The following is a 15110-nucleotide window of genomic DNA, read 5'->3' as shown; positions in this document are numbered from 1 at the left end:
AAACTTCTTATTTATATTTGTAATTCTTTCGGTACGGAAAAAGTGACGTTTTCTTTTTTTCCTGGAACATTATATATAGAAATAGAAAAATTAAAAACATGTTTTAAATGAGAAATAATTTGTTCAGTTAAAATTTCTGGAGCTGATGCACCAGAAGTAATACCAATTTTTTTGACATTTTTAAACCAAAAAATATTAAGATCTTGATTATTATCAATTAAATATGCTGGTTTCTTGGATTTTTTTGCTAATTCTAACAATCGATTAGAATTCGAAGAGTTTTTTGATCCAACAACTAACATTATATCTACAAATTTTATAAGTAATTTAACTGCATTTTGTCTATTTTCAGTAGCGAAACAAATATCTTGTTTATGTGGACCATGAATTTTAGGAAATCTCTTTTTTAATTTTAAAATAATTTTAGAAGTTTCTTCAATTGATAAAGTAGTTTGTGTAGTAAAACACAAATTATCAACATTTTTGACTTTTAATTTTTGCACATCTTTTAAAGATTCTATTAAATAAATTTTACCTTTTTTATTTTCATATTGACCAAGTGTTCCAATCACTTCTGGATGATTTTTATGACCTATTAAAATTACCTCTTTGCCTCTTAAGCTAGATTTAGATACTTCATGATGCACTTTTTTAACTAACGGACATGTAGCGTCTAATATTGTTAAGTAACGTTCTTGAGCTAATTTTTGAACTCTTTTTGATACTCCATGAGCAGAAAAAATTAAAATTGAATTTTTTGGTACATTTTTGATATTTTCAACAAAAATCATGCCTTTTTGTTTTAAGCAATCTACTACGTATTTGTTATGCACTAATTCATGATGAATGTAAATAGGAGGACCATATATTTTTAAAGAATTATTTGCAATATTAATCGCTCGCTCTACTCCTGCACACATTCCTCTTGGATTAGCTAAAAATATTTTCATTTTATTTATTAAAATTTTAATGATAATATAAAAATATAACAAAAATAAAAAAATAAAAAAATTAAAATTTATTCAAATTTCAATATAAATTTATTATTACTTTTTAAAAGTAACATACCTGCTCCAACTAAAATACTAATATCTGCAATATTAAACACTGGCCAATGCCAAATACCTAAATGTAAATCGATAAAATCTGTCACTGATCCATACAAAATACGATCATATATGTTACCTGAAGCGCCTCCTAAAATAATTGAATAACTTATTTTATCTAATTTGTTTTTACATGTGATACAAATTTTTAAAAGAACGAATAAAATAAAAATAGAAATAATTAATAAAACTTTAGATTGCCAATGTGTTTCACATTGAAACAATCCAAATGCAATTCCAGAATTACGTAAATGTATTAAACGTATCATAGAAGTAATATTAACGTTTTGTTCTATTAAAAAATTGTCAATAATCCACTTTTTACTAAAAAAATCTACACTAAAGATAATAAGAACAATAAATATAAATTTTATTTTTTTCATATTTTAATAATTTTAAAAAAAATTACGTATCTCTGAATTTCCTGCAATATTATTTGTGCAACGTTCACATATGTCTTTTTCTATCAAATTAGTATAATGCCAACATCTTAAACATTTTTGACCTTCGGATTTTTCTATATAAATTTTTAATCTTTTATTTTCACTAGCAATATCAGAATTTTTCAATTCATCACAATAGTTTTTTAGTACAACTTCAGAAACTAAGAAAAAGAAATGTAGTTCTTTTTTTAAGAAAATTATTTTATTTAAAATACTTTCATCCAAATATATAATAACTTTAACTTCTAATGAACTGTGAATTTTTTTTTCTTTACGTTTATATTCAATCATTTTATTAATTTTTGCCCGAAGATTATTTAAAATATTCCAAATAATTTTTGTAATGCGATTGTTACATTTGATTTCTAAAATTTTGTTATACCATTCTTCTGTAAAAATGTATTTTGAACGATTACCAGGAATATATTGCCAAACTTCATGTGCTGTAAAAGGTAAAATGGGCATAATCCAACGTACAATCGATTCTAAAATGTAATATAATGTTGTTTGACAACTTCGACGCGATAAGCTTGTTTTAAAATTTGTATATTGACGATCTTTAACAATATCAAGATAAAAAGAACCCATATCTGTCGAACAAAATTCGATAATTTTTTTTATAACTTCATAAAAGTGATATTTTTTATATGAAAAAATGATTTCTTTCTGTTTTTTTTTAGTTTTCATTAATGCCCATTGATCTATACTGAGCATATCGTTTATAGCAATTAAATCTTCGTTAGGATTGAAATCATTAGTATTAGATAATAAAAAACGTATAGTATTTCTAATACGACGATATATATCTACAGAACGCTGAATGATTTCTTCTGAAATGTGCATATCTGATTTATAATCATTAGAAGCTACCCAAAGACGTAAAATATCTGCTCCAAATTTTTCAATAATAGAGTTTGGAGATACAATATTACCAGCAGATTTAGACATTTTTCTTCCTTTTGAATCTACCACAAAACCATGTGCTAAAATAGTTTTACATGGTCTATGTCCTGTGATTGCTGTTGATAAAACAATAGAAGACATAAACCACCCTCTATATTGATCTGAACCTTCCAAATACATGTCTACTGGATTATTTTTTAAAAATAACCATTTTTTTCTTAATATAGAATCGTAAGTAGAACCCGAATCGAACCATACATCTAATGTATCTGTAATTTGTTTGTAAACGTTTTTTTCATTGCCTAATAATTCATTTTTATTTAAATCCCACCAAGCTTGAATTCCATGAATTTTTATTTTTTTTGAGACTTTTTCTATTAATTCAAAATTTTTAGGATGTATACTTTCGTTATCTTTATTAACAAAGATAGATATTGGGATTCCCCAGATACGTTGTCGAGAAATGCACCAATCAGGACGATTTAATACTAAATTTGTAATTTGCTCCATACCATAGTAGGGTACCCAACTAATTTTTTTAATTTCTGCAATAACTTTTTGACGTAGTTGATTATGATTCATATTTATAAACCATTGCTTAGTAGCACGAAAAAAAGTTGGTATTTTATGTCTCCAACAATGAGGATAACTATGTTGAATATTATCCGAACTATATAATGCATTTTTATTTTTTAATAAATTATTTATTTTTTTATCTACTGTAAAAATATTTAATCCGTCTAAAGACGGTAAATTATTTAATAAATAGTTCCCATCTAAAGATATTGGATCATATATTTCAAGATTATGTTTTTTGCTGATTTTATAATCATCTTCTCCATAAGCAGGTGCAATATGTACAGCTCCGGATCCTAAATCTAAAGTTACATGTTTACTTATTATAATAGGTACATTTACATTTGTTAATGGATTAGTAAAAATCAAATTGTTTAATTCTTTTCCTAAAGTTTTTCCAATAATTTCAATTTTATTTATTTTCAATCGTTTAGTTACTGATTTAACTAAAAGATCTGCGATAATTAATAGTTCTTGATTAACTTTTATTGCAACATATTCATAATTTTCATGTACAGCAATTGCTCGATTTGCTACAAGAGTCCAAGGTGTGGTAGTCCAAATTAATATTTTAATATCAGATAAATTATGTGAATTTTTTAATTTAAAGATTTTTTTTACTGAACTCATGCAAAAAGCTGAAAAAGCTACATCCATAGCTAATGATTCTTTTGTGGAATAACTCACTTCTGTTTCAGCCAAAGCTGATTTGCAATTTATGCACCAATGGACTGGTTTAATACCTTGGTATACATATTTTTTTTTAATTATTTTATTTAATGTTCTTATAATATTTGCTTCTGTTTCAAAATTCATCGTTATATATGCATTCTTCCAATCTCCTAAAACACCTATACGAATAAAATCTTTTTTTTGTTTTTTTATTTGTTTTAAAGCATAAGAACGACATTTCTTTCTAAAAATTTTAGCACTTGCTAGATCTGTTGGAGTTCCAATTTTTTTTTCTACTTGTAATTCAATAGGTAATCCGTGACAATCCCATCCTGGTAAATATGGAGCATCATATCCAGACAATGACTGATATTTAATAATTATATCTTTTAAGATTTTATTTACTGCGTGACCAATATGAATGTTTCCATTAGCATATGGAGGACCGTCATGCAAAAAGAACTTTTTTTTTCCTTTTTTAGATTCTCTGATTTTATTATACAAGTTGTTCTGATACCACAATGTTAATATTTCTTGTTCTAATTTTACTAAATTAGCGCGCATTTTAAATTTAGTATTAGGTAGATTCAACGTATTTTTGTAATCGTTCATAAATTTTTTACCTTATATATTTTTATTTATAAAATAATTATTAACATTTTTAATATCAGCTAAAATTTGTTTTTTTAATTTAGATAAAGATGCAAATTGATTTTCTTCTCTGATCTTTTTTTTTATTATAATTTCAACATGTTTAGAATAAAAATTACCATCTATATTCAAAAGATGAACTTCTATGTTTTGTTTTATTCCAGAAAATGTTGGTCTGATACCGATATTAGCAACTCCATGCACAACATTTTTGTTAATACCATTTAATTCTACTGCATATACGCCATTAACAGCTAATTTTTTATTCTTCAAAGAAATATTAATTGTTGGAATTCCTATAGTTCTTCCAATAGCATTTCCGTGTATAACTTTCCCTGAAATGCAATACGTATGACCTAACATGTTTTCTGCATATTGCAAATCATTTTTTTTTAAAGCTTTTCTGATTTTAGTGCTACTAATTCGTTGATGATATATCTTAGATGTTGCTACTATTATGACATCAAATCCTAATTTTTTCCCTTGCAATTTAAGCAAATCGATATCTCCTTGCGCTTTATAACCAAACCTAAAATTTTCTCCAATTACTATACATTTTGTATTTAATATACGTACTAAAAATTCTTTAATGAAATATTCTGCATGTAATTTTGCAAAATATTTGTTAAAATTAATACAAATTACTTGAGTAATACCTAAATGCTTAAAATATTTTATTTTATCACGTAATATCGTAATTCTTTTTGGAGCAAATTTGGACAAATATTCTTTTGGTTGAGGTTCAAAAACTAGTAATATCATTGAAAGATTTCTTTTTATACTTTCTAGTTTTAATTGTTTTATTATTTTTTGATGTCCTAAATGTACTCCGTCAAAATTACCAATTGTAATGATAGATTTATCATGATACTGTTTGATTGTAGATATTTTTCGAGCATGTCGAATTTTCATGTTTTTAAATAAAATAAAAAGTAGATGATAAAAATAAAAAATATTATAATATAAAATATTTTAAATATGTAAGTAAAAAATTTTGAGTTTTGTATTAATAAAAAATTTTTTTTAAATTCATGATATAAATATTTTATATATTAATTTTCTAAAATAATTAATTCTTATTATCTTTAATTAATATAATAGTTATATTATTACTTTTGAGGAGTATTCAGTTGTCTAATATAAAATCTGCAAAAAAAAGAGCAATTCAATCCGAAAAAAAACGCCGTAAGAACGCTGGTCAAAAATCAATGGTGCGTAGTTTTATAAAAAAAGTAAACATTGAAATTTTAAATAAAAATGAAGAATCTGCTAAAGCAGCTTTTAAAGCTATGCAGTCTATTGTTGATAAATATTCTCAAAAAGGTTTAATTCATAAAAATGTAGCTTCTCGATACAAATCAAGATTATCTAAAAAAATTAAATTAATTTCAAAATTAAATTAATTTTAAATTATTCGTTTATTAACTTTTTTATTTTTATATATTTTATATAAAAATAAAAATCCCGAAACTCCTGAGATTAGCGACGATAATAATACGCTGAATTTTGCTAATTCGAGATTTTTTATATATATATCAGAAAATGCTAAATTAGAAATAAAGATTGACATAGTAAATCCTATACCACATAAAAGTGAAACTCCGAATATTTCTTTTAAGGAAATTCCAGTAGGTAATTTAGAAAATTTGCATAGAATAGATAAATATGAAAAAATAAATACTCCAACAGGTTTTCCAAATACTAATCCTAAAAAAATTCCAATCGTTAAAGAAGAAAACATCATATCATAAGATATATTATTAACATGAATACCAGAATTTACAAAAGCAAAACATGGTAATATGCAATATTTTGTTAGTTTGCTTAATAATTTTTTAAAATAGAAAATAGCATTAAAATAATTTTTATTTATTGAAGATTGATGCGGTAATATAACGCCTAAAATAATTCCCGACAAAGTTGCATGAATACCTGAAAAAAATATGAACACCCATAATGAAACTCCTAAAATACAATAAATAGTTAAGTATTTTATTTTATAAAAATTTAATAAAAATAAAATTAATATTATTCCGAAAGAACATAAAATCATACTCTGATTTATTTTGCTGCTATAAAATAACGCAATAGCTAATATTGCACCTATATCATCAAAAATTGCTAAAGCGAGTAAAAATACTATAAGACTATGCGGAATTTTATTGCCTAACATCCTTAAAATTCCAACAGCGAATACTATGTCTGTAGCTATAGAAATAGCCCATCCCGATTGAATGATATTATTTTCTTTCATGGTAGTTAAACTGTAAACTAAAGCTGGAATGATCATGCCTCCAAGTGCGGCAATCCCCGGTAATATCGCTTTTGATTTATTGTTTAAAGCACCAAAAAGTATTTCGTGCTTGATTTCTATTCCTATTTCTAAAAAAAATAATGTCATTAAGATATTGTTTACTAAATCTAATATTGTAAAATTTTCATAGTGTGAATAAAATTTAAATATTGGATAATTAATAATATCTTTGTATAAATTTAAAAAATTACTATTTGTCATAAAAATTGCTAATGTACAACAAAATATTAATAGTAATTCTCCAAAAACTGGATTTTTTAAAAAATTGAAAGTATTTTGTTTTAACATAAGTCAAGTATTTTTAAAAAAATTTGTATAATAATGTTTTATTAAAAATGTCATAATCATTTTAATTAGTTAATCCATCAAAAAATTTTTTTACTCCATCAAAAAAACTTTTTGACCTAGGACTATTATTTATTCCTGAATGACTAGAAAAACTTAATCCTAATTCTTTTAAAAGATATTTTTGACGTTCATTTAATTTTACCGGTGTTTCAACGACTACTCTACATAACAGATCTCCTTGATATCCACTTCTAATAGATTTTACTCCCTTGCCTCGCATACGAAATAATCTTCCAGTTTGAGTTTCTGACGGAATTCTCAGTTTTACTCTTCCGTCTAGTGCTGGAACCTCAATATCGCCCCCTAATGCAGCCATTGTAAAATTAATAGGCACTTCACAATATAAATTATTTTCTTCTCTTTTAAATATTGGATGTTCTTTTACTGAAATTTGTACATACAAATCTCCTTTTGTACCTCCTAATACACCTGCTTCGCCTTCCCCAGAAAGGCGAATTTTATCTCCATTGTCAACTCCTGCTGGAATTCTTACTGAAAGTTTTTTTGCTTTTTCCACGCGACCTTGACCGAAACAATATCTGCAAGGATATTTAATAATTTTACATTTTCCTCGACATGTAGGACAGGTTTGTTGCACTGCAAAAAAACCTTGTCGCATTTGTATTTGTCCTTGACCGTTACATGTAGAACATGTTTTTGGGGTTGTTCCTGGTTGTGCTCCATTACCAGAACAAACATTGCATCTTTCTAAGGTAGGAATTCGTACTTCTTTAATAATTCCACGTACTGCTTCTTCTAGAGATAAACTGATATTGTATTGCAAATCTGATCCGCGATTATTTCGAGTACGCTTATTATTTCCAAAAATATCTCCAAATACATCTCCAAAAATATCGCTAAAATCTGCACTAGACGTAAATTCTGTATGCGAAGTGTTTTGATCGAATGCTGTATGTCCGTATTGATCATATGCTGCACGTTTTTTAGAGTCTATTAAAATTTCATAAGCTTCTTTAATTTCTTTAAATTTTGATTCCGCTTGAGCATTTCCTGGATTTCGATCAGGATGAAATTTAACAGCTAATCTTTTATACGCTTTTTTTATTTCGCGTTCGCTTGCGTTTTTAGAAATACCTAAACTTGCATAATAGTCTGATTTTGCCATTTTTTTCTCTTTTTCACAAAAATTAATATTTTAAATATTATTCATCATATTAAATAAAATAATTAATTTTTTTTATCTTTAATTTCTTCAAATTCTGCTTCAACTACGTCATCACTAGATTTATTTTGATTATTATTTTTGTTTTCTTTTAAACTTTCTTCATTTTTAGGTGTGTTTTGTTGTTTAGAAAATTCAATTAAACAGCTTGCTGATTGTATTAATAATTGTATTTTTTCTTCAATTTCTTTTTTATTTTCTCCTTTTACAGATAACTCTAAAGCATTAAGAGACTTTTCTATTTCTGTTCTTTTTTCAACTGGCAATGTTTTTGCATCTTTTAGTTGTTTTTTCGTACTATGTAGTAAATGATCTGCTTGATTTTTAGTTTTAATTAATTCTTCAAATTGACGATCAAATTCGACGTTTGCCTCTGCTTCTTTAACCATTTTTTGTATTTCTGCTTCGTTTAATCCAGAGGAAGCTTTAATAGTAATTTTTTGTTCTCTTCCACTATTTTTATCTTTAGCAGATACATGAAGAATACCGTCTGCATCGATATCGAAAGTTACTTCAATTTGCGGCATTCCACGCATAGCTGGTGCTATGCCGTCTAAATTAAATTGTCCTAAAGACTTGTTATCTCTTGCTCTTTTTCGTTCGCCTTGTAATATATGAATAGTAACTGCAGATTGATTATCTTCGGCTGTAGAAAAAATTTGACTATGTTTAGTCGGAATAGTTGTATTTTTTGAAATTAAAGAGGTCATAACTCCCCCCATAGTTTCAATACCTAATGATAATGGTGTTACATCAAGTAATAATACGTCTTTCACGTCTCCGGCTAATACTCCTCCTTGCACTGCTGCACCTATCGCTACTGCTTCATCTGGATTAACATCTTTTCTAGGATCTTTACCAAAAAAGTCAGTAACTTTTTTTTGCACTAATGGCATTCTTGTTTGACCACCTACTAAAATGACGTCTTTTATATCAGTAATTTTTAGATTGGCATCTTTTAAAGCCATTTTTAATGGTTCTAGAGTTTTTGTTACTAATGTTTCTACCAACGATTCTAATTTAGCACGTGTAACTTTGATATTCATGTGTTTTGGACCAGTAGCATCCGCAGTAATGTATGGTAGATTTACGTCTGTTTGATGTACTGAAGAAAGTTCAATTTTTGCTTTTTCAGCAGATTCTTTTAATCTTTGCATGGCTAAAGGATCATTGCGCAAATCAATGCCTTGATCTTTTTTAAATTCATCTACTAAATATTTAATTAACTGACTGTCAAAATCTTCTCCGCCTAAATGAGTATCTCCGTTTGTAGATAAAACTTCAAATGTTTTTTCTCCGTCAACATCATCCACTTCGATGATGGAAATATCAAATGTACCACCTCCTAAATCATATACTGCAATTATTCTATTGCCTGTTTTTTTATCTAGTCCATAAGCTAATGCTGCAGCCGTTGGTTCATTAATAATTCTTTTTACGTCTAAACCTGCTATTCTTCCGGCATCTTTTGTTGCTTGTCGTTGTGTATCATTAAAATAAGCTGGCACAGTAATTACCGCTTCTTTCACTTCTACTCCGAGATAATCTTCTGCTGTTTTTTTCATTTTTTTTAAAATTTCAGCAGAAATTTGTGGAGGAGCAATATTTTGTCCTTTAACATCTAACCATGCATCTCCGTTTTCAGATGAAACAATTTTATATGGCATAATACTTTTGTCACGCTGTACTTCTGAATCTTTAAAACGTCTTCCAATTAAACGTTTGATAGCAAAAAATGTATTTTTTGGATTAGTAACAGATTGACGTTTAGCGGGTTGACCAACTAAAATTTCTCCTTCTTTTGTATACGCAATAATAGATGGAGTTGTTCGATCACCTTCGCTATTTTCAATTACTCGTGTTTGTCCGTTTTCAATAACTGCAACACAAGAATTAGTCGTTCCTAAATCAATTCCAATAATTTTTCCCATTTAAAATCTCCATAAAACTAATTTTTATGATCGTGCATTTGATATGAGACTGAAAATGAAGTTTTCAAGTTTTAATTTTTATTTTAAATATACTGTATAAGTAAAAAGTATTTAATATTTTTTAGTAAAATGTTATTATTTTTGATGTTTATTATGCATATCTTATCTTAATTTTTTAATATTTATTAAATTTAAAAATTTATTGATTTTTTTTGTATCTTTAGTTTCTACTAACTTTTTAGTACATATTTGTAGTATAATTTGAAAAATATCTATAAAAAAAATTCAAATTATATATAAATATTTATCTGTATAGATTAATTTTTAGAGTTAAAATAAAATTTTAACAATTAAATTTTTAATTAATTTTATTTTATATATTCATATTAAAATTGATCATTATGAATATTTTATGTTTTTGTATTATTAATATTTAGTGAAAAATTAAGTTTTATTTATATAGTGATACAATTACTTATATTTATTAACACTGTTTTAAATATAACTAATTCAAAATATAAAAACAGATAAATTAAATTTAATATTTTAAATTTTTTTATTTTTTAAAAGATAAAAAATTCAAATATGTTCGTAAAATTTATAGACTAAAAATAAATAATTTTAATATGTGAATATAAAATTTTTTAAGATTTTAACTAAAATTTTATTTTCAAAATTTTACAAATATATGTAATTATTTATTTTTGTATTAAAAACTAAAAATGCTGTTCTTTGTCAAGAACTTGTTACATCGAAATACGATACAAGTCAATTTTTAACTAAAACTTAAATTAATTATATTTAAAAATTTATATTTTTAAATTAAATTAACTGTAATATTTTAGATTGATGAGTTATTTAATAATTTGATGTTAAAAAACTGATTTTATAACACATAAAATTATTTTAAAAAATAGATAATATAAATTAAAAATTTATACACATATATTATTAATAATTTTATTTAAGTTATTTTTTAATATCATCAATTTTTAAATTGAACTGATAAATTATAATCAATTTTAACAAATCAATGTTAAAATTTTTTTTCAATGACAAATAAAGTATTTTAAATATCATTAATAATGACTATCAAAAGAGTATTTAAAATCATATTTTTACTAAATTTTAAACTAGATATTATGCATCTGACATTTACTTATATAACAATATTAAAAATATAATAGTTATTAATAAAACAGAAATTTTTAAAAGTTTTTATATATTAAGTTATACAGATTTTCTGATTCTTCAGAAAAGGTAAGCATATGTTAAAAAAACGTAAATTTTATACAAAAGAAGATCTATTATCTTCAAGTCGAGGAGAATTGTTTGGGAAAAATGGCCCACAACTTCCAGCGCCTAACATGCTTATGATTGATCGTCTTATAACTGTAACAGAAGACGGAGGTCATTATAACAAAGGTTTCGTAAAAGCGGAATTAGATATTCATCCTAATATGTGGTTTTTTCATTGTCACTTTATTGATGATCCAGTTATGCCGGGATGTTTAGGATTAGATGCAATGTGGCAATTAGTTGGATTTTATTTAGGATGGTTAGGAGGAGAAGGTAAAGGAAGAGCTTTAGGGGTACGCGAGGTAAAATTTTCTGGACAAATTTTGCCTAGTGCTAAAACAGTAATATATCATATTCATTTTCGTCGTATAATTAACAGAAAATTATGCATGGGAATGGCGGATGGAGAGTTAATTTGTGACGGAAAAATTATTTATACAGCAAGTGATTTAAAAGTAGGACTATTTAGAGATATGACAAATTTTCAAAATATAGAAATTTAAATCATTTTTATCAAAAATACTTAATTATTATTACAATACATCCAAAATTTATTTTTAATCGAAAAAATTTTAATTTTTTAAATTATTAAAATTTAATTCGTTAAATAAATAATCTTATAAATAAATTAATATATAAAATTAACTATTTAATATTTTTTTATGTGTAAAATTTAAAAAATAACTTATTTTTTGATAACGCATGATCGCAATTAAAATTGCGATCGAAAGTTCTATTTTTATGTATATCAAAAATTTTCTCGCAACTATTTTTTAATCAAAATTATTTAAAATAAAACAATTTTTTCTGTAAAATTTATTAATAATTTTTATTTACGTTAAAAATATACATTTATAGAAATGATCTAAATTATTCATTTATCTGTATATGTGAAAATCTATTTTACCTGTTAAAAAAAAGAATAGGAGAATTCTATTTATAAGAAAACTAATTTAGATATTTTTATTATGCAGTAATTTTAAAAATTATGTAAAATTTAATTGTTTGCAAATTAAAAGTATTTTCTATTTATTATTTCAATTTAATAAGATACATACATATAATTTTAAAATTTTTTTCAAATAAATTTTTAAATAAATTTTAATAAAAATTAATTATTTATTTTTTAAATTCCAACGGATATGTTAATTTGTACAGTTATGCATTATATGCGAATGCAATTCAGTGCTTAATAAATTATTACTATTTCATTGTTGTGTAGATAATTCTTAAAGTTTTTATTTAAAGATATAGTAATTTAAATTTTATCTTATATTAAGATAATATAATTTTTTATTAAAAAATAAAAAATAATAAAATTTAATAATAAGAACTATTATTACGTACATGTTGTGTTATATCCTGAACACCTTTAATTTCAGGAAAAAATTTTTTTATTTCTTTTTCGATGCCTTCTTGTAAAGTAATATTTGCCATAGCACATCCGTTGCATCCTCCAAAAAATTTTATTAAAACAAACATGTCTTCTGTGACATCAATTAACTCTACGTAACCTTTATGTTGCATTAGAAATGTATTAATTTTAGATTGAATAAAAGCAGACAATTTTTGTTTTAAATTTAATTTGCTTGTTGAAATATTCACAATGATTTGCTTATTTAAATTATTTTCTTTTAATCTAATACGAATATAATTAATTGTCATAATATTTGCTTTATTTATATATACATTAAAATTAGAAAATTTAAATTTTTTTTCTTTATCAGAAAATTGAACTTGTGGAATATAATATTCGACTTGACATTTTATGTTTTCGGTATTAGGGGATAGTATTAATAATTTAATGTGTGTTTTTTTTGGTTGATTGCATAATAATTTCGAAATATATTTTTGTGCTTTTTTAGTAATATAAATCATGATAAGTATTGTAATCTAGTAGTTTAAATTTTTAATTGCTTCAATTTAATTGAATTGATAAACATAATCATATTAGCATATAAAATTTTAGTTAAATATTATAAAATAATTTGCATTATATTTTTTGATTAAATCGGCGAGAGAGGATTTGAACCTCCGACCTACTGGTCCCAAACCAGTTGCGCTACCAAGCTGCGCTACTCGCCGAATTTTAAATGATTATAAACTATTTAAAACATACTGCTGCTATCTTTTGGGTGATTGATGGGATTCGAACCCACGACAACTGGAATCACAATCCAGGGCTCTACCGACTGAGCTACAATCACCATATAAAGCTTTAAACGCCCGACAGGATTTGAACCTGAAACCTTTGCTTTCGGAAAGCAATGCTCTATCCTATTTGAGCTACGGGCGCTCAAAATATTAATTTTTATATACGAGTTAGTTTAATTTTTTAAAAAATTAATCTTATTATGCAATATACAGTATTTATATAAATTTTTAAATAAAATACTGAAAACATTAGTGAAATTAAATTTAAAATACGATTTTACATAATTTACAGCTATAAAAAAACTGTTAAAACAATATTTTAAAATATTTTGAATATTGTATTTAAAAAATATCATTTTTGTTTATAAGTATTTATAAATTTATGTATATTACATATAATATATTTTTGATTTTTTTGATCTAAGTTGAAAAATAAAGGTAAACGTACTAAATTTTTACTAATAAAATTTGTATGTATATCATTTCCAAAAAGCTTACCAAATTTTATTCCAGCAGGACTTAAATGCAAAGGAGCATAGTGTTGCGCAACGTTTATACCATTTTTACGCATATATTTTATAAAAAAATTACAATCCTTGTAATTTTTGAATTTGAGATAAAACGTATGTGCATTATGCTGGCAATATTTAGGAAAAATTGGAATATCAAAAAAATTTGAAGTTTTTAAGCTATGGAAATAGTTATTCCATAATTTCATTCTTTTTATGTGAATATTTTCTGAAAGTTTTAATTGTGCCCATAAATAAGCTGCTTGAAGATCCGACATTAAGTAACTAGAACCTAAACTGTGCCAAGTATATTTGTCTATTTTACCTTCAATTAATAATGAACGGTTTGTTCCTTTTTCTCTAATTATTTTTGCTCTTTCAATTAACGATTCATCGTTAATTAAAATTGCTCCTCCTTCTCCTCCAGAAGTTAAGTTTTTTGTGCTATGAAAACTTAAACATCCAAGATGACCGATACTGCCTAAATAAAAATTTTTATATTTTGCTAAAATACTTTGTGCGCTATCTTCTATAATCCAAAGCTTATATTTTTTTGATATATTTTTGATTGTATCCATTGCGCAGGATATGCCTCCATAATGAATAACTACGATAGCTTTAGTTTTTTTTGTAATTGCAGATTCAATTAATTTTTCATCAATATTTAGCGTATCAGGTCTAATATCTATAAAAATAATTTTTGCTCCTCGTAATACAAATGCGTTTGCAGTAGATACAAATGTATAGCTTGGCATAATAATTTCGTCTTCTTTTTGAATATTCAAAATTATTGCAGCCATTTCTAATGCATCTGTACATGAAGGTGTAAGAAAAACTTTCTTAACTCTCAAATTTTTTTCCAACCAACGTGAACAAAGATGCGAAAATTCTCCATCTCCGGATAAAGTATTATTTTTTATTGCAATACTAACATATTTTTTTTCTGTACCAATTAAAGTTGGTTGATTAAAAGGGATTACAGTTTTTTTATACATGAGAAATTTTTAATTATATTAAGTAT

At 25.0% G+C, this 15110-nt stretch carries 11 protein-coding genes and 3 tRNA genes; 2 read left to right on the top strand and 12 right to left on the bottom strand.

The annotated features are described in order from the left end of the window. Nucleotides 1–11: 11 nt before the first annotated feature. From ispH to ribF, 4 genes are all read right to left on the bottom strand, one after another. On the bottom strand, nt 12–950 hold the full coding sequence (ispH, locus tag WIGMOR_RS02440; protein ID WP_014354247.1) for a 4-hydroxy-3-methylbut-2-enyl diphosphate reductase: 939 nt from the start codon (nt 948–950) through the stop codon (nt 12–14). A 68-nt stretch (nt 951–1018) separates the two neighbouring features. Next, nucleotides 1019–1489, bottom strand: a complete 471-nt coding sequence (lspA, locus tag WIGMOR_RS02435) for a signal peptidase II (protein ID WP_014354246.1) — start codon at nt 1487–1489, stop codon at nt 1019–1021. A 12-nt stretch (nt 1490–1501) separates the two neighbouring features. Beyond that, nucleotides 1502–4312 carry an isoleucine--tRNA ligase gene (gene ileS / locus WIGMOR_RS02430; protein ID WP_014354245.1) on the bottom strand — a complete coding sequence of 937 codons (2811 nt, stop codon included), beginning with the start codon at nt 4310–4312 and terminating at the stop codon, nt 1502–1504. Nucleotides 4313–4324: 12 nt separating this feature from the next. Then, nucleotides 4325–5263: a bifunctional riboflavin kinase/FAD synthetase gene (gene ribF / locus WIGMOR_RS02425; protein ID WP_014354244.1), complete on the bottom strand. Its 939-nt coding sequence runs from the start codon at nt 5261–5263 to the stop codon at nt 4325–4327. 218 nt (nt 5264–5481) lie between these two features. Between ribF and rpsT the strand changes: the two genes are divergently transcribed. Further along, a complete protein-coding gene (gene rpsT, locus WIGMOR_RS02420; RefSeq protein WP_014354243.1) occupies nt 5482–5754 on the top strand; it encodes a 30S ribosomal protein S20 in 273 nt (90 codons plus the stop codon). A 2-nt stretch (nt 5755–5756) separates the two neighbouring features. Here the strand turns inward: rpsT and nhaA are convergent, their stop codons facing one another. The 3 genes from nhaA to dnaK all read right to left on the bottom strand — a co-directional run bounded on the left by nhaA (nt 5757) and on the right by dnaK (nt 10127). Next, on the bottom strand, nt 5757–6953 hold the full coding sequence (gene nhaA, locus WIGMOR_RS02415; protein WP_014354242.1) for a Na+/H+ antiporter NhaA: 1197 nt from the start codon (nt 6951–6953) through the stop codon (nt 5757–5759). A 61-nt stretch (nt 6954–7014) separates the two neighbouring features. Then, nucleotides 7015–8139 carry a molecular chaperone DnaJ gene (gene dnaJ, locus WIGMOR_RS02410; protein WP_014354241.1) on the bottom strand — a complete coding sequence of 375 codons (1125 nt, stop codon included), beginning with the start codon at nt 8137–8139 and terminating at the stop codon, nt 7015–7017. Nucleotides 8140–8201: 62 nt separating this feature from the next. Further along, entirely contained in the window at nt 8202–10127 is a 1926-nt protein-coding gene (gene dnaK, locus WIGMOR_RS02405; protein ID WP_014354240.1) for a molecular chaperone DnaK, read from the bottom strand. Nucleotides 10128–11395: 1268 nt separating this feature from the next. Between dnaK and fabA the strand changes: the two genes are divergently transcribed. After that, the gene (fabA, locus tag WIGMOR_RS02400) at nt 11396–11929 is read left to right on the top strand and encodes a bifunctional 3-hydroxydecanoyl-ACP dehydratase/trans-2-decenoyl-ACP isomerase (protein WP_014354239.1); all 534 of its coding nucleotides are present in this window, start codon (nt 11396–11398) and stop codon (nt 11927–11929) included. A gap of 817 nt (nt 11930–12746) precedes the next feature. Here the strand turns inward: fabA and WIGMOR_RS02395 are convergent. From WIGMOR_RS02395 to rffA, 5 genes are all read right to left on the bottom strand, one after another. Next, on the bottom strand, nt 12747–13304 hold the full coding sequence (locus tag WIGMOR_RS02395; protein WP_014354238.1) for a NifU family protein: 558 nt from the start codon (nt 13302–13304) through the stop codon (nt 12747–12749). Nucleotides 13305–13437: 133 nt separating this feature from the next. Continuing rightward, nucleotides 13438–13511 (bottom strand) — tRNA-Pro (locus WIGMOR_RS02390). Between the two features lie 49 nt (nt 13512–13560). Beyond that, nucleotides 13561–13633 (bottom strand) — tRNA-His (locus WIGMOR_RS02385). Between the two features lie 14 nt (nt 13634–13647). Next, nucleotides 13648–13722: transfer RNA gene (locus tag WIGMOR_RS02380), tRNA-Arg, on the bottom strand. A gap of 210 nt (nt 13723–13932) precedes the next feature. Continuing rightward, complete coding sequence (rffA, locus tag WIGMOR_RS02370) at nt 13933–15084, bottom strand: dTDP-4-amino-4,6-dideoxygalactose transaminase (protein ID WP_014354237.1); 1152 nt, start codon at nt 15082–15084, stop codon at nt 13933–13935. Between the last annotated feature and the right edge of the window lie 26 nt (nt 15085–15110).

The organism is Wigglesworthia glossinidia endosymbiont of Glossina morsitans morsitans (Yale colony), from assembly GCF_000247565.1.
In the GTDB taxonomy this organism is placed as follows: domain Bacteria; phylum Pseudomonadota; class Gammaproteobacteria; order Enterobacterales; family Enterobacteriaceae; genus Wigglesworthia; species Wigglesworthia glossinidia_B.
Note: the sequence above shows the minus strand (reverse complement) of the source record. Positions and strands in the feature narration are given on the sequence as shown.